Origin of the sequence: Collinsella sp. AF14-35 (assembly GCF_003464565.1) — a bacterium.
Taxonomy (GTDB): Bacteria; Actinomycetota; Coriobacteriia; order Coriobacteriales; family Coriobacteriaceae; genus Collinsella.
In genome coordinates this window covers 30,179-50,886 of record NZ_QRZD01000008.1, presented here as the reverse complement: position 1 = coordinate 50,886, position 20,708 = coordinate 30,179, and the positions used below count along the sequence as shown (strand labels likewise).

Annotated in this window: 14 protein-coding genes; 6 read left to right on the top strand and 8 right to left on the bottom strand. The window is 56.4% G+C overall.

Features of this window, described 5'->3' with window-relative positions; all coding sequences use genetic code 11:
• Window positions 1-28: 28 nt before the first annotated feature.
• From DWW12_RS04175 to DWW12_RS04165, 3 genes are all read right to left on the bottom strand, one after another.
• Window positions 29-1,414, bottom strand: a complete 1,386-nt coding sequence (locus DWW12_RS04175) for a histidine kinase (protein WP_233539957.1) — start codon at window positions 1,412-1,414, stop codon at window positions 29-31.
• Between the two features lie 117 nt (window positions 1,415-1,531).
• Window positions 1,532-2,809 carry an amidohydrolase family protein gene (locus DWW12_RS04170; RefSeq protein ID WP_117648122.1) on the bottom strand — a complete coding sequence of 426 codons (1,278 nt, stop codon included), beginning with the start codon at window positions 2,807-2,809 and terminating at the stop codon, window positions 1,532-1,534.
• Window positions 2,810-2,940: 131 nt separating this feature from the next.
• Complete coding sequence (locus DWW12_RS04165; protein ID WP_117855126.1) at window positions 2,941-4,392, bottom strand: APC family permease; 1,452 nt, start codon at window positions 4,390-4,392, stop codon at window positions 2,941-2,943.
• Window positions 4,393-4,748: 356 nt separating this feature from the next.
• On the opposite strand from DWW12_RS04165, the gene DWW12_RS10010 reads away from it, so the two are divergent.
• A complete protein-coding gene (locus tag DWW12_RS10010; protein WP_233544226.1) occupies window positions 4,749-5,750 on the top strand; it encodes a C39 family peptidase in 1,002 nt (333 codons plus the stop codon).
• Window positions 5,751-6,098: 348 nt separating this feature from the next.
• On the opposite strand, the gene arcC is transcribed toward DWW12_RS10010, so the two are convergent.
• Window positions 6,099-7,061, bottom strand: a complete 963-nt coding sequence (gene arcC, locus DWW12_RS04155) for a carbamate kinase (protein ID WP_006235166.1) — start codon at window positions 7,059-7,061, stop codon at window positions 6,099-6,101.
• Between the two features lie 616 nt (window positions 7,062-7,677).
• On the opposite strand from arcC, the gene DWW12_RS04150 reads away from it, so the two are divergent.
• The 3 genes from DWW12_RS04150 to DWW12_RS04140 all read left to right on the top strand — a co-directional run bounded on the left by DWW12_RS04150 (window position 7,678) and on the right by DWW12_RS04140 (window position 10,226).
• Window positions 7,678-8,094, top strand: a complete 417-nt coding sequence (locus tag DWW12_RS04150; protein ID WP_117790295.1) for a DUF3830 family protein — start codon at window positions 7,678-7,680, stop codon at window positions 8,092-8,094.
• 2 nt (window positions 8,095-8,096) lie between these two features.
• Complete coding sequence (locus tag DWW12_RS04145) at window positions 8,097-8,621, top strand: hypothetical protein (RefSeq protein ID WP_117855124.1); 525 nt, start codon at window positions 8,097-8,099, stop codon at window positions 8,619-8,621.
• A gap of 243 nt (window positions 8,622-8,864) precedes the next feature.
• Entirely contained in the window at window positions 8,865-10,226 is a 1,362-nt protein-coding gene (locus DWW12_RS04140; RefSeq protein ID WP_117855123.1) for an ATP-binding protein, read from the top strand.
• Window positions 10,227-10,661: 435 nt separating this feature from the next.
• Here DWW12_RS04140 and nifJ read toward each other — a convergent pair whose 3' ends face one another.
• Window positions 10,662-14,201 carry a pyruvate:ferredoxin (flavodoxin) oxidoreductase gene (gene nifJ, locus DWW12_RS04135; RefSeq protein WP_117855121.1) on the bottom strand — a complete coding sequence of 1,180 codons (3,540 nt, stop codon included), beginning with the start codon at window positions 14,199-14,201 and terminating at the stop codon, window positions 10,662-10,664.
• A gap of 477 nt (window positions 14,202-14,678) precedes the next feature.
• Window positions 14,679-15,170, bottom strand: coding sequence for an FHA domain-containing protein (locus DWW12_RS04130; protein ID WP_187365023.1), 492 nt, complete (start codon window positions 15,168-15,170; stop codon window positions 14,679-14,681).
• Window positions 15,171-15,601: 431 nt separating this feature from the next.
• On the opposite strand from DWW12_RS04130, the gene DWW12_RS04125 reads away from it, so the two are divergent.
• Window positions 15,602-16,960 carry a radical SAM protein gene (locus tag DWW12_RS04125; protein ID WP_082421808.1) on the top strand — a complete coding sequence of 453 codons (1,359 nt, stop codon included), beginning with the start codon at window positions 15,602-15,604 and terminating at the stop codon, window positions 16,958-16,960.
• 169 nt (window positions 16,961-17,129) lie between these two features.
• Window positions 17,130-17,333 carry a hypothetical protein gene (locus DWW12_RS09740; RefSeq protein ID WP_124785779.1) on the top strand — a complete coding sequence of 68 codons (204 nt, stop codon included), beginning with the start codon at window positions 17,130-17,132 and terminating at the stop codon, window positions 17,331-17,333.
• A gap of 600 nt (window positions 17,334-17,933) precedes the next feature.
• Here the strand turns inward: DWW12_RS09740 and DWW12_RS10085 are convergent.
• Together DWW12_RS10085 and DWW12_RS04120 are read right to left on the bottom strand one after the other, a co-directional pair.
• Window positions 17,934-18,059: a hypothetical protein gene (locus DWW12_RS10085; protein ID WP_255413194.1), complete on the bottom strand. Its 126-nt coding sequence runs from the start codon at window positions 18,057-18,059 to the stop codon at window positions 17,934-17,936.
• Between the two features lie 368 nt (window positions 18,060-18,427).
• Complete coding sequence (locus tag DWW12_RS04120) at window positions 18,428-20,059, bottom strand: ABC transporter ATP-binding protein (RefSeq protein ID WP_055310069.1); 1,632 nt, start codon at window positions 20,057-20,059, stop codon at window positions 18,428-18,430.
• Window positions 20,060-20,708 lie beyond the last annotated feature (649 nt).

Sequence of the window (20,708 nt, the reverse complement as noted above, 5' to 3'; positions counted from 1 at the left end):
CTCTTTTTTCTCTCAATCCAACCGCGCGCTACACCTTCATCGGCGCCGGCTCATGCGGCTCGCCGTTCAGCTCGACGATGACCTGCGTCCCCACGCCCTCCTGGGACTTCACGCGCATGCCAGAATCTTCCCCGTAAAAGAAATGGATGCGCTGAAGCACGTTGAAGAGCGCCAGGCCGCAGCCTCGCTTGATGGAGCCGTCGGCGGTAATGCTCTCGGGCTCCTCTCGGCGATGCTGCTCAAACAGGTGCGCGCAGACTTCTTCGCTCATACCGATGCCGTCATCTTCGACGATGATCTCCAGACCGTCATCGGTCTCAAAAGCCCCAACACGAATAGAAAGCGGCTCGGTCTCGCGCTGCGCATGCTTGATGCAGTTTTCGAGCAGCGGCTGTAAGATAAACGGCGGCACCATGCTGTCGCGCACCTCAAAGTCGATGTCGACCGAAACGCGCAGACGGCCGTCGCCATACCGGGCCTGCATAAGATTGATATAACGAGTGCCCTGTTCCACCTCATGCTCGAGCGTGGTGAGCGTATCGGAGTCAGAAAGCGTCTGACGATAGTAATTGGAAAAGTCGATCAGCAGCGATCGCGCCTTGTCGGGCTCGGTTCGCACGAGCGACACGATCGTGCTGATGGTATTGAACAGAAAATGCGGGTCGACCTGCGACTGCAGGGCGCGCAGCTCCACGCGGGCCGTAAGCTCGTCCTGGCGCTCGAGCTCAAAGCTGGCGAGCTGCGTGGAAATGAGATCGGCAAAGCCCGAGGCTAACGCCGTCTGGCGCATATCGATGCTGCTCAGGCGGGGATAGTACAGCTCGAGCGTACCCACGCAATGCCCGCGCACGGTAAGCGGTGCGACAATACCGGCGCGCAGGCGGGGAAAATAGCCACCCGTCTCATTGGAGGTGTCACGCGAAAACACGCTCTGCTCGCCCGTCTCAATCACACTGAGCGTGGTCTCGAGCACGACCGGGGTGCCGGCGGGACACTTTGTCGAATCCTCGCCCCAACTTGCCAACACCTGCTTGCCGTCGGTGAAGCAGATGGCCGAGGCGATAGTTTCGGACAGAATGATTTTGGAGGCGCCCAGGGCAGCTTCGGGCGTAAGGCCACGCGACGTGTAGGCGAATATTTTTGATGCGATGGCGAGTGTACGGTCGGTTGCGCTCGATGTGAGGTCGTCGGGGACCACAAAGACATACGAGAAAAAGAAGCACAGCATGACCAGGCCGGCAATAACGACAACGCCCGGAACGGGATTGGGATTATCGGTTAAATCCCAGATAAGCAACAGGATAAGCGCCGGAACGACAACACCGAGCAGGATGGCCTGGACCACATGCTGGGCCGTACGAAAGACCTTGGTAGAGTTGTAGCTCTTGACCAGAATCAGCCTGTTTAAATCCACCGTCATCCCCTTTTATCTACCGCACCCATAGCAATAAAGAGGGCCGCAAGCGACCCTCTCCATTGCATTATGCAATCAAAAACTGTGTTTTACATCCAGCCATCGACAAACGGTATCTTAGGCGCTGTATTTGTTGGCCTCGCCAAAGGTGCCAGCCTCGACGATCCAGCCGTCCTTCATGATGACGTCCATGTTGTCGGTGTTGAGCACGTGGATGTCGGCGGCGACGTCACCGTTGACGACCAGCAGGTCGGCGCACTTGCCGGCCTCGATGGAACCGGTCTCGTCCTCGATGTGGCACATCTTGGCACCGTTGAGGGTGGCGCAGGTGATGGTCTCGACCGGGGTGAAGCCGATCTTGTCGACAAACTCGTACATCTCCTCGATGGAGCAGGTGCCGTACGGGGTGACGAAGGAGAAGGAGTCGGAGCCGATCGTCATGACGACGCCGCGCTTCTTGGCCTCGCGCAGGCAGTCGTAGTTGCGCTGCAGCTCCTTCTCGACCAGGGTGCCCTCGTACTTGTCGTGCAGCTCGGGGACGTAGACGGGCGGATAGGTGGCGTACCAGGTGGGCAGGAAGGCGATCGTCGGCGTGAAGAAGGTGCCCTGCTCGGCCATGAGGTCCATGGTGCGCTCATCGATATCGAAGCCGTGAATCAGCTGCTCGCAGCCAAAGCGGACGGAATCGTAGGCAGCGGCGTGGTTGTTGTAGCAGTGGCTCCACACGGGGATGCCGACCAACTTGGCCTCTTCGATCACGGCCTGGATCTCCTCGGAGCAGTAGTGCTGGTCGCGACCGGAGTCCCAGCGCCAGATGCCGCCACCGGTAGCCCAGATCTTGATGGCATCGGGGTTCTCGCGCAGGCGACGACGGACGGCCTTGCGCAAATCCCAAGGACCGTCGACCTGGTCGCCCCAGGGATGCGATTCCTTGTTGAGCTCCTGGCTGCAGTGGTGGGAGTCACCGTGACCGGCAACACGGCAGAAGCCCAGGCCGGTGGCCAGAACGCGCGGGCCCTTAAAGACGCCCTTGTCGATGCAGTCACGGATCTGGATACCAAAGCGGCCGATCTCGCAGACGGTGGTGAGGCCGTGGGTGAGGCAGTCGTAGGCCTGCTTGACGGCAACGGCCTGCTTCTCGAGGAGCGGCTGCATGACCCAATCGGTGTCATCGTCGGTCAGGTTGCCCGAGAAGTGCAGGTGGGTGTCGATCAGGCCGGGAAGGACGGTCTTGCCGGCGGCGTCGATAACCTCAACGCCCTCGGGAAGGTCCTGCATAGCACCGGCATACTCGATCTTGCCGTTGTCGTCGACGAGAACGAGGGAGTTCTCGACCGGCTCGGCACCGGTACCGTCGATGAGCTTGCCGCCAACGATTGCATACTTAGTGGACATGGTTCCTCCTTATGGATCCATATAGTGGGCGAGGCCGTGTTGGGTTAAGGCCTCACAAAACTACCCAAGTGGTGCCGGGTTCGGTGCGCGGAAGAGAGGATCCCGCGCACCCGATCCGCCCCGGCTAGGCGCTACTTTTTGCGGGAATTGGTAAAGGCCATAAGAGCCAGGCCAATGGCCAGCCAGCCGATCACGATGCTCCACTCCACCATGTTGAGGGAGGCGGGAGAGAACGGAATCACGAGCAGCCCGATGATGACGGCGCAGGCAGCGACAGCGAGGCAGATGCCAAACTTGCCGCCGGGCACCTCGTAGGGACGAGGCAGGTCGGGCTCGGTGAAGCGCATGCGCAGGCAAGCGAGGGCGACCATGCCGCAGGAGAAGATGAAGGCGAGGGCCGACACGTTGGTCAGAGGAATGAGCATGTTCTTGCCCAGGAACGGACCGATGACGGTGATGACGCCCAGGACGACGCAGGCGAGCTTGGGAGCGCCGGACTTGGGATCGACCTCGGCGAACTTCTCGGGCAGCTGGCCCTTGCGGCCCATGGCGAGCATGATGCGGCTCGTGGCGCCGTAGAAGGAGTTCATCGGGCCCATGGGTCCAAGCGTGGCGATGACGAGCATGGCCAGGTACAGAAGCATGTTGATGCCCTTGAGGCAGGCAAGCGCGGGAACCGGGCTCTTAACAAACTCATGCCAGTCGAGGATGGTGCCGAACGAGTAGATGCAGACCATGTAGAAGCCGCCTGCGGCCAGCAGGGCTAGGGAGATGATCTTGCCGAACTTGTTCCAGTTGAGGCCCTCGGCTGCTTCCTCAGCCTGCTGAGGAATGGTGTCGAAACCGGCGTAGAAGAACGGGGTCAGAACCAGGACCGACACGATGCCGGCGAACAGGCTGGTGCCCTCGGTAGCGGGCTTGCCGCCACCAGCGCCGGTGACCTGGGAGAACACGGGCATGGCGTGTTCCGGCGAACCGGTGAACAGCGAGACGCCCATGGCGAGCAGCATGCCGCAGAGCAGGGCCTTGGTCAGGAAGGCCTGGAGCTTGGCGGCCGAGCTGGCACCGCGGAAGTTGAGGAAGATGACGTAGACTGCAAAGCCGAGCGCGATTAGCGTCGGGAACAAGTAAACGTCGGCGCCCAAGATGGTGTAGAGCTTGACGGCGCGCAGCCACTCAAGACCGGGCAGGCTGCCGAACATCTCGGACACGAGGGTCGAGATGGCGATGGCCTCCCACGGGCACAGGATGCCGTTGCCCAGGGCCAGGAGCCAGCCGGTGATGTAGCTCATCGTACGGCCAAAGCTACGATCGACATACTCGACGATGCCGCCCGAGATGGGGATAGCAGCCGTGAGCTCACCGAAAACAGCTCCGACGGGCACGAGGAAGATTGCACCCAAGAGGAATGCGATCATAGCGGGAACGGGACCGCCGCCCACGACCATCCAGTCGCCGACCTGCAGGACCCAACCAGTACCGATGATGGCACCGAAACCGATGGTGAAGAAGTTCCAGAGCGAAAGCGTTTTCTTCATGCCGCCGTTACCTTCGACTGCAACTTCTGCGTTCTTGTCCGCCATTGTTCCCCTCCTTTCCTTATTGACGCCTCTTTGGCGTCACCCCTTGCGCGGTCTGTTTTGCCGCGCGCTTTTATTTCGTGGCTTTAAGATACGGCCTTGGCACAGCAGCGCCGCTTGTGGCTCGACCGAAGGCAGAACTGCAAAACGAGCGGCGCCGTTTTTGGGACGAACGGCGGAAGACGTCATTCGTCTTGGACGCTTTCATCTTGTCTGCTTTTGAATACCTGTTGCCGTGACGCTTGGCGCGCGGCGCGGCAACGTTCATACCATTTGTCAGGCTTTTGGCGCACATACCCATGTGTCGTGCATCTTTTTATGTAGGATAGACAAGTTACACATGAGGCAAGGTGATTCGAATGGCATACGGATACAATGACGGCGACCAACGGCCACAAAGCGTGCGCCTTGCCGGCCGTACCACACCAACGCCCAGAAGCACCTCCGACAACGACAACCAGCAGCGCCCCCAAGAGCAGCCCGGGGCTTCTTCTCGGCAACAAAGCCGTACCGTGCAGCAGTCAGACCGCGTGAGCACGAGCGCACGCCAACGCCAGATCGACACATCGCAGCCACGCCGCTACGATTGCCGTACGACCGACTACTACGTTAAGCGCTCCTTTTCGCGACCTCAACGCAATCGCGGCAATTCCGCCCCTCGCCCCGCGTCGCACACCACAAGCCACGCACTTCCAGCCCGCCGCCTACGCCTTGCGCTTTGCTCCATTGCCGCCTGCCTCGTCTTTGTGTTTTTGGGATCCTGTATCTCGCACGGATCAGCCGGTCTTGAGCCCACTGCCGAGGACAAGCTGCTTAAAGCTCCCGTCGCGCCCGGTTACTCCTTTGCGTTCTCGACCCCACGCTCGCAATGGCAGGCCGGCACCATGCCCCACATCTACCAAATTGACCCCGCATGGTCGGAGCTGCCCTATGCCGGTGGCACTATTCGCGAAAACGCTTGCGGTCCCACCTGCCTCACCATGGTCTATATCTTTAAGACCGGCCATACCGATAAGACGCCGGTCGATATATGCGCACTGGCCGAAGCCGGCAACTACGCCCCCACCGGTGCCACCGAGTGGTCGTTTATGACAGGCGGTGCGTGGCAGCTGGGACTTAACGGAACGGAGCTCCACAACGATCGCGAATCGATTACCCAAGCACTTCGCTCGGGTGCGCCCGTCATCGCCGCAGTGCGCCCCGGCACCTTTACCAACGTGGGCCACTACATTGTGCTTTACGGTATTGACGACGCCGACCAGATTCAAGTCTTCGACCCCAACTCGGCCAGCCGCAGCGCCCGCCGCTGGGGCGTCGTAGAGGTCCTCAACGAAGTCGAAGCCATGTGGGCCTACTACTAGTCATTGGGCACTCATTGGGGACAGACTTGAATGAGTGGCCCCAGACTGCCCGGAGCCGCCGGCACGGAAGGCGCATCCCGCTTTGAAGTTCGATAGCGGGATGCGCTTTCCGTTAGCGGCCTGCTTGGGAAACTGAGAGCCACTTTTCGGCATATTTCCGGGATGCATTTTCCGGTTGAGGGCCTCAAAGGAAACTGCACCCGTTTTGGACTACTCATTTAAGTCTGTCCCCAATGACTAGGTGAATAGCAAAAGCCCCGCAGTCGGAGCGGACTGCGGGGCTCATGAAGAGAGGCTAGTTTGTGGGCGCTTTGCCTGGCGCCCACGAGAGAGGCAACAGAGTAGAGACTACTCGTGGATGCGGGTACCGGAGAGGCCGGCCATGGTCTCGGCGGCCTTGTCCAGAGCGCCGATGATGCAGGTGCGGCCCTTGCGGGAACGGGCGAACTTGATGGCAGCGCGGACCTTGGGCTCCATGGAACCCTTGCCGAACTGGCCCTCGTCGGCCAGGCGCTCGGCCTCGTCGGCGGTGAGGTCCTCGAGCTCCTCCTGGTTGGGCTTGCCGAAGTTGATGGCGACATGCTCGACGGCGGTCAGCAGGAACAGAACGTCGGCGTCGCAGTCCTCGGCCAGCAGCTCGCCGCCCAGGTCCTTGTCGATGACGGCGGGAACGCCCTTGTAGCAACCCTTGTTCTCGTAGTCGCGGACGACGGGGATGCCGCCGCCACCGCAGGCGATGACGATGAACTCGTTGTCGAGCAGGTTGAGGATGGAGTCAGCCTCGACGATCTTCTTGGGATCGGGGGAGGCGACGACGCGACGCCAGCCGCGGCCGGAATCCTCGACGAAGACCTTGGAGGGATCCTCGGCCATGAACTCCTTGGCCTGCTCCTCGGTGTAGAAGGGACCGATCGGCTTGGTCGGGTTCTTGAACGCAGGGTCGTCCGGATCGCACTCGATCTGGGTGACGACGGTGGCAGCGTGCCAACGCTTATAGCGCTTGTGCATCTCGCGGCCAATGCCCTGCTGCAGGTGATAACCAATGTAGCCCTGGGACATGGCGCCGCACTCGGGCAGCGGCATCTCGGGGGTACCGATGGCATCGTGGGCAGCGGCGAAGGCGTTCTGGATCATGCCGACCTGCGGGCCGTTGCCGTGGGTGATGATGATCTCGTTGCCCTGCTCGATGAGACCGAGGAGAGCGTGGGCGGTGTTGCTCACGGCCTCGATCTGCTCGACGGGGTTGTTGCCGAGGGCGTTGCCGCCGAGGGCGACGACAATACGATCGGGCTTGCCAAGAGGCTTAGACATTGCTGGAATCCTTTCTGTAAAAGGCCTACAACCCATTAATAACCCGCGTCCGTGCGATACGCGAGTTTATTAAGGTTTATATTCTCTTTATCGCTCATTTTATTCATTTTGAAAATAGCGGAACGGTGAACGGTCGTTTTTATCCGCTCAGCGTACAGAACCCCAGCTCAGACATATCTACGCCATTTACGTGCAACTTTATTTAAATGCAGCGAGGATTATGTCGGATTATGCAAACTACATCTCTGCTAAACACAAAACGGACAGCGCAATATCTTACTCGCACTATACGAGATTCTATGCACTTATAAGTTGAGTATGCACCCCTGCAAAAACAAGGGGCTTTTCATCCAGCATAAGGAATAATCAATCGCGTCTCACCCTTCGGCAAGCGACCGAGAGCGAACTGCGGTTTGACCATGCGGGTCTGACCAAGGGTCCAAAAAACGAAATAGGAATATTGCTTTCGCTCCTCAAGCGTGATACTTTAGCCGAGTACAGCACGGGCTGGGGCGGCAGGCGTCTGTCGTGAAGTTTGGGTTCGGCGACCCCGTAGCTGTCTTCTCCTTTATCCGCCAGCGAGCCCCTTGAGCGACGGATTGAGGAGGTCCTTACTATGACAAAAATGCTCAAGATTACGCTGAATGGTGAGACGTTTCTCGCCGACATGCTCTGGGACAAAGCGCCCGAAGCATGCAGACTGTTCGAAGCGTCCTGTCCGGTCGAGTCGCGCATCTTCTCGGCAAAGATTTGCGATACCGAGGTGACCTATCCCGTATCGGGCCCCATCGCCAACTACGAGCACATCGAGAATCCCGTCTTTAACGAACCCGCGGGTGCGGTGAGCTGGTACGGCGGCTGGTCTTCGGTCTGTATCTTCTTTGATGTTTGCGAGCCTTTTGGCACCTGCAACATGTTTGCCCGCATCTGCGAGGCCGACCGCGAGCGCTTTGCCGCCGTCTGCCGCAATGTCTGGGACAACCAAGGCATGTACATTAAAAACGAAATCGTCGAGATCGAAACGGAGGCCTAAAGATGATGGATATCAACACCCTGCTCACGCTCGACCTTGCTGAGTACACCACTGCACTTGAAGCCCTCGCCGACCAAATGATGCTCGAGGAGCCCCGCGACATCGACCTGATGCGCCGTCGCAAGCTCGACACCGGCCGAGAGTTCGCAGTATGGAACTTTACCGTCGGTTACTGCATGAACGCCGCCGATGCCCTTTCGCTCCTGCGCGCCCAAGCAACCGAGAACGCCAACGGCGACACCGCCAACTTGGCCACCCTCAATAACAGCGCCGCGCGCCTGTGCGACTGGTTCTCGGGCGCCTTCGACGTCACCGGCAAGATGGACGACACGACCGCCATCCTCGCCCGCAGCCGCGATCTCTACACCCTGGTCGAGACCCGCGAGCAGTTTGCCGCCCTCACCCGCGCCACCGAGCGCTATCTGGTTCAGCTGCAATTTTGGGTCGATCGCCAGATTCCCTGGCCGGCCATCAGCGACCTGGTCCACGGCTACCGCCTACGCACCGAAACCGGCGAGACAAGGTAAGCCGAACTAGCAACACCAACAACGCCCCATCGCGGGATCAAAAACAGCAACCAGGAGGCTGGAGACGCAAATAACGACGTCCCCAGCCTTTTCGCAAAGTGCCGTGCTGGTTCGATGGCTTTGAGACCTAAGCGAATCTTTGCTATTTGCCAATTTTTGTATGATTTGGGGCATTTCTATTTGCCATTTTTTGTATGATTTAGGTCAATTCTATTTGCCAATTTTTGTCATTTGGGGGTTTTAATGCTACGCCGTAAGGTCACTAATAGGCTTTTGAACTGGAAAAATAACTCTCATAAGGCATTGCTTGTTACCGGTGCGCGTCAAATTGGCAAGAGCTATGCGATTCGCGCGTTTGGAAAGAGCAACTACGCTTCGTATTATGAGGTCAATCTGCTACTTGATGCCGAGGCAAGAGACGTACTTGTTGGCGCTAAGAACTCCATTGACTTCATCAACCGTGTGGCCCTTCTTGCGGATGCACCGCTTGTTGAAGGAGACACGCTTATCTTCGTCGATGAGATTCAGGAGTATCCGCAGATCGTTACACTTATGAAGGCGCTGGTCGAGGACGGACGCTTTAGCTATGTCTTCTCGGGGTCTATGCTTGGGACTGAGTTTAAGGGGATCTCTTCTTTTCCGGTAGGGTATGTCGAGCACATTGTTATGCGGCCGATGGATTTTGAAGAGTTTTGTTGGGCAAACAGCGTCAGCGAAAATGTGCTTGCAGATATTCGCAGCCGCCTTGTCGAGAGACGTCCCGTCGAAAACTATATTCATGAGGCGATGCTCAAAAACTTTAGAGTCTATATCGTTTGCGGCGGCATGCCGGAGGTCGTTCAGAACTATATCGATTCGGGCTATTCGCTCGTGAGAACGCGTGAGCTTCAAATTCAGCTAGTCGATCAGTACAAAAGCGATATCTCTAAATATGCATCGACTCGAGCGTTTAACGTTCGCTCCATTTTCGAGCAAATTCCCGTTCAGCTTGAGGCGGAGTCCCATCGCTTTATCGTCTCGTCTCTAGGCGAGGGAGCTCGTCTTCAAAAATACGAGCAGGATTTCCTATGGCTGGTGAACGCAGGCGTTGGATTGATGGTCCCCCAGGTGACGGAGGCACGAAGCCCTCTCAAGAGGACGGAGAAAACGACGGCCTTTAAACTATACGAGTCCGATACAGGTATGCTCGCATCGCGGTATCCCGGCAGCACGGCACGCGCCGTCTACCTTGACATGAAAACCCCCAACCTCGGCGGCCTCTATGAGAACGTGGTCGCACAGGAACTCGTTGCCCTCGGAGCAGATACGTGGTACTACCAAACGCGTGAGGTCGGTGAAGTCGACTTTGTAATCGAAGGTGCCCGCGGGCATGTTGTCCCAATCGAAGTCAAATCGGGCAAGAAAGTTCGAGCACATGCAGCCCTCGACCGTTTGATGAGTGTGGGCGAGTACAAAATTCCCGAGGCCGTTGTGCTGAGCCACGAAAACCTTTGCAAAGAGGGCAAGATCCTTTACGTTCCAATCTATATGACATTCTGTCTCGATGAGTTTATGGAAAAGGACGACCCCAACAACGATTTCTCGTTTGCACCCATATCTCTCTAGGTCATCTGAGTCCGCAAGCCAGCCCCCACGCCCAAAGTACTGCGCCTTTCGCGCCAAAGGCGCGAAACAGCAAGGGGATAGAAGGCAGCGACAACCAACTCCCCCACTATGCCCAAAGTGCTGCGATGTTTCGCGCAAAGCGCGAAACAGCACTGGGGCAGCAGAAGGCCACAATCAGCTAGCCCTCCATGCCCAAAGTGGCGCGCTGTTTCGCGGCCACGCCGCGAAACAGCGACCGGGACAAGGCACCCCCACAGCCACGTCCTTCATTCAGCCCCACAATCCGAGGACGTAGTCGTAGCAGGATCTGAGGGCTAACCTTCGCGGACACTCCGCAGGACGAAAGAACCCCCGCCGCACGTAGTGCGCAGCGGGGGTTCTTTCATGTCCGAGGACGTCCGCGAAGGTTAGCCCTCAGATCCTGCGGTGGGAGACCTAGGCCTCGTTGTACACCGTCTTGAGCTTCAACAGGTGAGCGTAGCGGTCCATAGCGGCCTGCTCGTTCTCCTTGAAGAGCTCCTCGGCGCGCTCGGGGAAGGAACGCGTCAGCGAAGCGTAACGGGCCTCGTTCATCAGGAACTCCTGATAACCGCCCGCGGGCTCCTTGGAATCGAGTGAGAACTTCTTGCCGGCAGCAGCCTCGGGGTTGAAGCGGAAGAGGTTCCAGTAACCGCACTCGACAGCCTTCTTCATCTCGGCCTGGCAGTTCTGCATGCCGCCCTTCTTGATGGAGTGCATCTCGCAGGGGCTGTAGCCGATGATGAGGGACGGGCCGTCGTAGGCCTCGGCCTCGTGGATGGCCTTGAGGGTCTGAGCCGGGTTGGCGCCCATGGCAACCTGTGCCACGTAGACGTAGCCGTAGCTCATGGCAATCTCGGCCAGAGACTTCTTCTTGGTCACCTTACCGGCGGCGGCGAACTGAGCGACCTGGCCCAAGTTCGAGGCCTTGGAGGCCTGACCACCGGTGTTGGAGTAAACCTCGGTGTCGAAGACGAAGACGTTGACGTTGTGGCCGGAAGCCAGGACGTGGTCCAGGCCACCGAAGCCGATGTCGTAGGCCCAGCCGTCGCCGCCGAAGATCCAGAAGGACTTCTTGGTGAGGTAAGCCTTGTCGGCGAGGATCGCCTTGGAAGCGTCGCAGCCGCACTTCTCGAGCTCGGCAACGTAGGCAGAGGCAGCGGTCTTGGAGGCCTCGGCGTCGTTGACGGAGTCGATCCAAGCCTGGCCGGCGGCCTTGAGCTCATCGGACGGACCATCGGCAGCGATGATGTCCTGGGTAGCGGCGATCAGCTTGTGCTGAACGGCCTCATAGCCAACGGCCATGCCCAGGCCGTGCTCGGCATTGTCCTCGAACAGGGAGTTGTTCCACGCCGGGCCGTGACCGTCCTTGTCCTTGCAGTAAGGAGCGGTGGCAGCGGGGTTGCCCCAAATGGAGGAGCAGCCGGTGGCGTTGGAAATGAACATGCGGTCGCCGGCGACCTGGGTCACCAGACGTGCATAGGCGGTCTCGGCGCAGCCGGCGCAGGAGCCGGAGAACTCCAGGTAGGGCTGCTTAAACTGGCTGCCCTTGACGTTGGCCGCGATGAGCTCCTTCTTCTCGGAGACGTTCTCGACCATGTAGTCCCAAACAGGCTGCTGGTCCATCTCCTGCTCGGTGGGAACCATCTCGAGGGCGCCCTTGGGGCAAACCTTGACGCAGTTGGTGCAACCCATGCAGTCGAGCGGGGACACAGCCATGGTGAACTTCATGCCCTTGGCCTTGGGGCCCATGGCGTCGAGCGTGCGGGTAGCCTCGGGCGCGGCGGCAGCCTCGTCCTCGGTCATCGCAAACGGACGGATGGTGGCATGCGGGCACACGTAGGCGCACTGGTTGCACTGGATGCACTTGGTCTCGTCCCAGTGGGGAACGACCACGGCGACGCCGCGCTTCTCGTATGCGGAGGCGCCCAGCTCAAACTGGCCGTCGGCGCAATCGACGAAGGCGGAAACAGGCAGGCTGTCGCCGTCCATGCGATCGATGGGCTCGAGCAGGTTCTTGACCTGCTGGGCGATGGCGGACTTGGTCTCCTCGGAGAGCTCGATGGGGGCAGCATCCTCGGCAGTTGCCCAGTCGGCCGGAACCTCGAACTTACGGAAGGCGGTAGCGCCGGCATCGATAGCCTTGTGGTTGGCGTCGACGATGGCCTGGCCCTTCTTCATGTAGGACTTGGTAGCCGCGTCCTTCATGTACTGCAGGGCGTCCTCGGCGGGCAGGACCTTGGCCAGCGCGAAGAAGGCGGACTGGAGCACCGTGTTGGTGCGCTTGCCCATGCCGACCTTGGCGGCCAGGTCGATAGCGTCGATCAGGTAGACGTTGACGTTGTTGTTCGCAATGTAGCGCTTGGCCACAGCGGGCATGTGCTCGGCGAACTCCTCGTCGCTCCACTGGCAGTTGACCAGGAAGGTACCGCCCGGCTTGACGTCGCGGACCATCTTGAAGCCCTTGACGATATAGCTGGGGTTGTGGCAAGCGACAAAGTCGGCCTTGGTCACGTAGTACGGCGAACGGATCGGGGAATCACCAAAGCGCAGGTGCGAGACGGTGACGCCGCCGGTCTTCTTGGAGTCGTACTGGAAGTAGGCCTGGACGTACTTGTCGGTGTGGTCGCCGATGATCTTGATCGAGTTCTTGTTGGCGCCGACGGTACCGTCGCCACCCAGACCCCAGAACTTGCACTCGATGGTGCCGGGGGCTGCGGTGTTGGGCGCATCCTCGGCCTCGGGCAGGCTCAGGTTGGTCACGTCATCGACGATGCCGATGGTGAACTCGCGCTTGGGCTCGTCCTTCTTGAGCTCCTCGAAGACAGCGAACGCGGACGCGGGAGGCGTGTCCTTGCTGCCCAGGCCGTAACGGCCGCCGACGACCTTGATGCCCGTCTTGCCGGCCTCGTAGAGAGCAGAAACGACGTCCTGGTAGAGCGGCTCGCCGATGGAACCCGGCTCCTTGGTGCGGTCCATGACGGCAATCTTCTGGACGGTCTCGGGGAGAACGTCGACAAAGTGCTTGATGGAGAACGGACGGAACAGGCGAACCTTGACCAGGCCGACCTTCTCGCCGTGAGCGTTGAGGTAGTCGATGACTTCCTCGAGCACGTCGCAGAAGGAGCCCATGCACACGACGACGCGGTCGGCATCGGGAGCGCCGTAGTAGTTGAACAGGCCGTAATCGGTGCCGAGCTTCTCGTTGATCTTCTTCATGTAGCCCTCGACGACGGCGGGAAGCTCGTCGTAGACCTTGTTGCAGGCCTCACGGTTCTGGAAGAAGATATCGCCGTTCTCGTGGCTGCCGCGGGTGTGCGGGTGCTCAGGGTTGAGCGCGTGGTCGCGGAAAGCCTGGACGGCGTCCATGTCGCACATCTCGGCCAGATCCTTGTAGTCCCACATGGCGACCTTCTGGATCTCGTGGCTGGTGCGGAAGCCGTCGAAGAAGTTAAGGAACGGGGTCTTACCCTCGATGGCGGCAAGGTGAGCCACCGGCGAGAGGTCCATGACCTCCTGGACGTTGCCCTCGGCGAGCATGGCGAAACCGGTCTGGCGGCAGGCCATGACGTCGGAGTGATCGCCAAAGATGTTCAGGGCGTGGGAAGCGACGCAACGCGCGGAGACGTGGAAGACGCCCGGGAGCTGCTCGCCCGCGATCTTGTACATGTTCGGGATCATCAGGAGCAGACCCTGAGAAGCCGTGTAGGTGGTGGTCAGAGCACCGGCGCCCAGCGAACCGTGAACGGTACCGGCTGCACCTGCCTCGGACTCCATCTCGACGACCTTGACCGGGGTGCCGAAGATATTCTTGCGACCCTGGGCCGCCCACTGGTCGACATGGTCGGCCATCGGGCTGGACGGCGTAATGGGATAGATTCCCGCTACCTCGGTGTACGCATACGAAACATATGCGGCCGCCTCGTTGCCGTCCATAGACTTAAACTTACGCGCCATATACCCCTCTCCTCTCATATAGGTATACAGGCCCCGGCGATCGCCGGGATGTTGGCGTGATGGGGTTTTCGCTGTTGCTTCCAATCATCTGGCAGGCAGGCTCAGCAGCAGGTACATGGCGTGGAGAGAAGGCATGCCGAGGCGAGGAGGGCTGCACGCGCTCCACAAGCCCAGCTACCCGTCTTGCACATGACCGAGCGCCGCAAAGGCCGCATGCCGGATGCTCCCGGGCACGCCCCGGCGATGGGAAGCGCCCGCAACGGAAATCCGCATGCGGGTTTATTGTACCCCGCCGTCAAGTGTAATTTCGGCAAATATAGGCGGGCGGTAAAGGTTTACCTTGGGTGACCATCAAGGGCAAAATTGATCCTTCCGTCACCGAGGGACCAAATGGCAGCTGCGGTGAAATAGGAACTGTTTTTGCCGGCCGTAGCCTTAAACAGCCCCTATTTCACCGCAACTTATTTAGGAGATGAGTCAGAGGGCGCCGAGGAGGATGGCGTAGGTTGTGGATTCTCCGAGCTTGAGCTCGTCACCGGGGTTGAGCTGGGCGGAGCGGCCGGGCTCGACCTGGGTGCAGACGTTCGTCGCGTCGTTTACCACCACGGTTCCGTTGGTGGACGACAGGTCCTCAACGTACCAGACATTTTGGTCATCGCACCACACGTGGGCATGGCGAGCCGAAACGTCATCGCCCACATCGGTGATGCCGCCCTCCCCCGTTGCCAGCGCGCCGATCTCGACGCCTTCCTCACTCGGCTGAATCCAGCGCGGGACGCTCACCGCGTAGCCGTTTTGCACGCGCAGCAGTCCCAGCGGATGCGCCGGCGCGACCTCGTGCTCGCCCGACTTGGAACCAAGGCGGGCGTGAGAGCAAACGGCATAGGGAACGAATCTTGCGGATGTACTCCTCGACGTCAGGCAGGTAAGCCCCACGAAGTCACCGGGGAGGCCCAAGCGGCCCGGCACCACTTCCAGATTCTGACCAGGGCGAGTCGTTCGCCGGTGGCTGAAGGCTCGCTCCCACCCAAAAGGGGAGATTCGCGTTGTTCCCCAATCGCTCTCGCATCTTTCATTTTGCTCGAGGTGGGCTATAAAAACTTTCCTGGTGAAAGGCGGCGATTGGTTTCCTTTCTTTCTAGAGGAGCGCGCCTGTAATCTGTTTTCATCCTAAATCAAGTTGAGATCGGACCTTCCAGAGGCAAGTCGACTCAAACTGCGAGGCTCCATGTTGGAATAAAGAGCGCTGTCGAAGTGCCAACAACACAAAGCTTGCCAGTCTCAAATAGAACCTTTTGGGAGTCCGATTGGGCCGCACACCGAATCCCCGCTGGTGGTTTTTTATAGCTGCGTAACAATAAACAAGGTTAGTGCCAGTCCAGCATGAAATTGAGGAACGTATGCATTTTTTCTCAGTAAGTGATCGTCGTTACTGCTTCGATGAGGTCACTCGCAATTGCTTTCAGGTTGACCAAGCATCAGAAGATGCGCTTCGCATATTTGAAGCATCGGGAAGAACGGTCAACTCGAAGTTGCTAACAAAGTCACTTGCTGCGAAAGGCTACGACCAAACGACCATAGCAGAACTTGAAGACGACATTGATGAGTATCAACGATTGTCTGAGCGGACTTTCTTAACAAAAGACACGCCTCGAAAACTTAGATCCATCGAACTCCACGTTTCACATGCATGCAACCTTGGTTGTAGTTACTGTTTTGCCGGTAAAGGAGATTATGGAACGTCTCCTCTGCTGATGACAGACGAGATAGCCTTCAAGGCGGTCGACTACCTCGTCGCAAGTTCATCGGAAAACGAAACGCTTGCAATCGTCTTTTTTGGTGGGGAACCCATGATTAACGAGCCGCTGATATGGAAAACGGTCGACTATTCAAAAAGAATATACCCCAATAGAAACTTTACCTATTCTATTACGACCAACGGAACGCTTTTGAATGACACTGCTGTGAATTCTTTCAAGGAGCACGGGTTTTCTGTTCTGATTAGTCTCGATGGTACAGGATGCAAGCACGATGCATCGCGCCCGTACAAGACGGGAGGCGGCTCTTTCTCCGATATCGACAAAAACGTTCGTCGTTTTTCCGAGTCGTTCCCCTTCGGCGCAAGAGCGACCTTAACAAATAATAACTGTAACCTTGTTGAAGACTATCTTCAGTTTAAAGAGATGGGCTTCAGAAGGATTTACTTCTCGCCCGTGAGCTCATTCGATGAGAATATCAAACTCGACGAACACTCATTAAACAAAATCAGGGCGGGCCTAATAGATTTGGCGGATCAATATCTCAAACAGATTGATCAAGGGGAAAAGCCCTTGTTTAGAACATTGAAAACTGCAGTTGATTTGATTATGAGCAACAGGATCGCCTTTGTCGGATGCGGGGCTGGCAGGCGTTTTATTTCCGTGACTCCCGAAGGGGACGTATACCCCTGTCACAGGTTTGTCGGGATGATGCGATTCAAAATGGGCAACATCGTCACCGGAATTGACGAAACTAGGTATATTGAAAACTGGAGTCAGGGTGTCGAAAAAAGAATTGACTGTACGGACTGTTGGGCTCGGTCTTTCTGTGGTGGGGGCTGTAGCTGGGAGGCTGCAGACGAGCACGGCTACTTGCCCAAGAGTCTACACCCTGCATCATGTGAATATAGAAAAATGTGCTACGAGATGGCTTTTGACCTTATTTCCCGCCACTCATCTTCGCAGGAGAAAAATCAACGAGAAGCTACTGTATCGGAATAAGCGGTTCAGCGCATTGCTGTCACCATTGTGGAGGTGTTCGTTCTTCTGATTACCGTCTGCGAAGCTTATTGCTACGTTCGCCGAAACCATTCTAGAAATATGGTGAACTAGACATCTTGGTTTGTTATACACAATATTGAGGTTTTTCTGCACTCAAAGGGAGGTAGTCGTGAAGCATATTCATCCGATTAATCCAGGAAGTGGCGACGAGGCAGGCGTGAAGCCGATGTCTTTTGACTGCCTCTTGGGCATTACTGACATCTGTACTGTTTATGATAAAGCAGATGGCTGTGGTGCATACGATTACTGCGACTATGACATGGATGGCGGCAGCATCTGCGTTGTAGATCACTGTGGCATTGATCAAACGTAGTCTCTAATTGGATTAAGGTGAGGAGCTGTTATGAAGCATATCCATCCTGTTGGTTCAAATGAACATACTCCCGTTGAGCCTTGTTGTCTTGGAGTTGATATATGCAATTTTTACGACATCGCCGAGTGCCCTGTTGCGGATTGGTGCTATGTCGATAAAGAATCAAGCTGTGTTTTGCCAGCAGATTGGTGCGATCCAGTTGACGAGTAGTTTTTGTGTCTAGGAACTATTTGGTCCAATTCAAAATAAGATGGGGACAAATACCAAAATCTCGTGTCTGGGAGGAGTTATGCCATTATTGCAAGGTCTCGTTGGATTAACCTTTGTACTTGCTTTATATCTGGCACCTTTTTTATTGTTATTCTTCATTATCCGATTCTTTCTTCGGAAAAAATAGGAGTATCACGCAAACATTAGCGTAGCTTTCTTCCAATATGAGCCGAGCATTGGCAAGTGGAATAAGAAGCCCGACCGTTCGTCACATGAAAGTGATCGGACGGGCCTCTCAATTTAACCCGGGCCGCCACCCATAGCGGCTTTCCGGGCGTATTTTCGGTGCAAAGCAATCGTCAGTTTAATCCTATGCGTCGATACCGCATTTCATTTGTTCGGCTCGTATTCTACGGCCTTGTAACCCTCGCACTCTCCGGCAAACGGATTGAACACGAAGGCAGAGATGATGTGTGCGTGGACATCGAGGCTGCTGTAGGCAACATACTGGGGCATGGACCCCCGCTGCGCGTGGCATGCGGCCCGGCATATTCATTGCCGTCCAACCCCGTGTAGTTGCAGCAAAGGGTGGAACTTCAATGCTCAGCTCATGTTGTCCGTGGGACACGAGAATTGTAAGTACACTTTGGTGTGATTCTCACGATGATACTGAGCCACCTGGAATAAGATACGTCGCGACAACACTTCGCTTCACCTCTGTCTCGACAAGACAACGTAGACTAAAGTTTCCTTTAGTAAGAGAATGAGAACTATATCTGAAAGCGTTGCGATGGCGTGAAGGCACCGAGTCCGAACCGACTGAATGCTACGTGCATCTGCATCGCTTTTTTGTTATCTCTGTCAGTTGGGTAGCACTACACTTGTCAGCATTTACCCCGGTACATGCTGCCTAAATCCACTACCCCTTCTACCGCGCCGACCATCTCGTCATCGTGAGAGACAATGATGATCAGCTGGCTTTGCTTGTTGCGCTTAACATAGGCCGCAAGCTCGGCGCGGCTTACAGCGTCTAACCCAGTCGTGGGCTCGTCGAGTACCAAAACTGACGACTTGCGTGAAATCGCCGACCATAAGTACACTCGGCGCAGCTCACCGCCCGAAAGCGCGGAGCAACGTTTCCCGAGCAACTCCTTCACGCTGTTTTCCAGCGAAAGTAGGCCATCTACACCCCGGTGATAGGAAGAAAAGGGCGTGTCGAAATACTCTAACAGCTCTTTCACCGTTTCGTCCGGCGCGAAGCACGACTGTGGGCAGCACGATATCTCTCTCGCACGTATGTAATCCAAGTCGCATTCTTCGATTGGCACGCCGTTGTATTTTACTTTGCCTTTCGATGAGTATAGCCCGAGCATCAAGTAAAGAAGTGACGTCTTGCCTCTTCCGTTTTCCCCAACTATGCAATATGTACCAGGACCGGAAAACTTGAAAGAAAACCCGCCGAGGACCTCTCGGACAGATCCGTCTGGAAGGGCAACCGAGAATTCCAAATCAGATACCGAAATGTCATTTATTTCATCGAGTTTAGCTAAATCGGTCCGATTCCACCCCGATCTCTCCTTTTCTCTCGTCGCGATAGCCGTCCTATCCCATGATGCTTTGGCATCTTGATAGGATTTGAACAATGACATCATACTTTTCAAAGTCTTAAAGAGAACCGCGAAGTATGTACCGATGATAGTGTACTCGCCTATTGACATAGTTCCGTTAATGATTCGTACTCCGGAAACAACAAGTATCACCGCTTGAAACAACGCTGCGAAAAGACCATCGAGCGATGTCAGAGAATATGATAGCTTTCCGGAGCGCAAAACTTTGGGAAAATAGCTCTTAAACCCAGCGTCGAGCGCTTGTTCGCTCTTGCCGTACGAAGATGTCAGTTGAATGTTGAGAATCTGATTAAGCTGCGATGCAATTGCGGCGTAAAAGGCGCTGTCCGCCTCTTTCTTCTCATACGTGACCCTATACAAAAGTTTCCTCAACCCAGTAATTACACAGAAATACACGATGAGGAGAATGATGGAAAACACCGCGAGAGTTGAATCAATTGACCATATGATAAGCAATACGATGGGAATGGCTACAATGGACAGCGGCGCACTGATAAAATTCGCCAAAACGAAGGATGAGACCACGCTAGAGTCGGAAATAATCCGTTGCGTTGTATAGGCTGGATCGATGGTCCGACTCACCAAGTAATCGTCTCTTTCAAAACGCAAGACGGCCTCCCTGAGAAGATCAAAGGAAAGTCTCGTGGTTATGCGAATGGAAAGTGTTCCTGCAAAATAAGTAAAGAGGGTGGAGAAAACTCCTATTGACGCAACCAGGAGCGCGAAGAGTACGGCGTCTCTTTCGCTGCGGTTACCGAGAAGAAAATCTAAGAATTTCCCGTTCACGTATGGCATGGCATAGGAGAGAGCGGTTCCAATCACCGTGATAGCAATGAAGACGAAAGCCCCTTTTGCTCTGATGAACCTCGAGAGAACGCATCGAATCAAGGAAGGCCCCAATCTACCCGCCACAAAACATCAATCACTGATACCTTACACCTCAACACAACAGGAGCGAAGATTTGCCAATGAGACTGCTTTAAGATTGCCTTGGACCAATACGATCTCAAGCTCTTCCTACAAGAGAGTCGGAATCGGACATCTCCTCCGACGAACCTGGCAATCGGGCGGTTAAAATATCTTTTTCACCCGCCCGATTGCCACAATAGATTTGAGCATCCGCCCACAAACGTCCGCGTTTTATACCCATCAAATCCTTTGCCTTTTGTCGTCTAGACTAGAAAAATCGCTCGAAATAACGCAACCGGCCTGCTCGCTTGAAGAAACCTAAGCCCGTAACGTAGATGTGCAAACTTCCGAAACGCCTTGCGCGGCATAGTGCGTATAAACTTCGTCAACCGCCTCAGAAATATCTGAGTATCGCGCCGGGTCAAAAGCATACGATGTCGCAGCTATACCCTGCACCCATTCGGAACGCGGATTAATTGAATAGCCACACAGCATCATCATACATGCATCTAGACCTGATTTCCCAAGTATCCGACGTATTGATGAGAGCATCGCGGGTCGCCCCCGCACCATCGTCGTCACCCCTATTAGCAGTATTTACCGTTTTTCTCTAAATGCGTATCGCCAC

What these genes read in the sequence shown, in the direction of transcription:
- DWW12_RS04170 (WP_117648122.1), bottom strand. Translation starts at nt 2,809, where the DNA reads ATGTCCACTAAGTATGCAATCGTTGGCGGCAAGCTCATCGACGGTACC.
- DWW12_RS04145 (WP_117855124.1), top strand. Translation starts at nt 8,097, where the DNA reads ATGATGGATATCAACACCCTGCTCACGCTCGACCTTGCTGAGTACACC.
- DWW12_RS10010 (WP_233544226.1), top strand. Translation starts at nt 4,749, where the DNA reads ATGGCATACGGATACAATGACGGCGACCAACGGCCACAAAGCGTGCGC.
- arcC (WP_006235166.1), bottom strand. Translation starts at nt 7,061, where the DNA reads ATGTCTAAGCCTCTTGGCAAGCCCGATCGTATTGTCGTCGCCCTCGGC.
- DWW12_RS04125 (WP_082421808.1), top strand. Translation starts at nt 15,602, where the DNA reads ATGCATTTTTTCTCAGTAAGTGATCGTCGTTACTGCTTCGATGAGGTC.
- DWW12_RS04140 (WP_117855123.1), top strand. Translation starts at nt 8,865, where the DNA reads ATGCTACGCCGTAAGGTCACTAATAGGCTTTTGAACTGGAAAAATAAC.
- DWW12_RS04150 (WP_117790295.1), top strand. Translation starts at nt 7,678, where the DNA reads ATGACAAAAATGCTCAAGATTACGCTGAATGGTGAGACGTTTCTCGCC.
- DWW12_RS04165 (WP_117855126.1), bottom strand. Translation starts at nt 4,392, where the DNA reads ATGGCGGACAAGAACGCAGAAGTTGCAGTCGAAGGTAACGGCGGCATG.
- DWW12_RS10085 (WP_255413194.1), bottom strand. Translation starts at nt 18,059, where the DNA reads ATGCCCCAGTATGTTGCCTACAGCAGCCTCGATGTCCACGCACACATC.
- nifJ (WP_117855121.1), bottom strand. Translation starts at nt 14,201, where the DNA reads ATGGCGCGTAAGTTTAAGTCTATGGACGGCAACGAGGCGGCCGCATAT.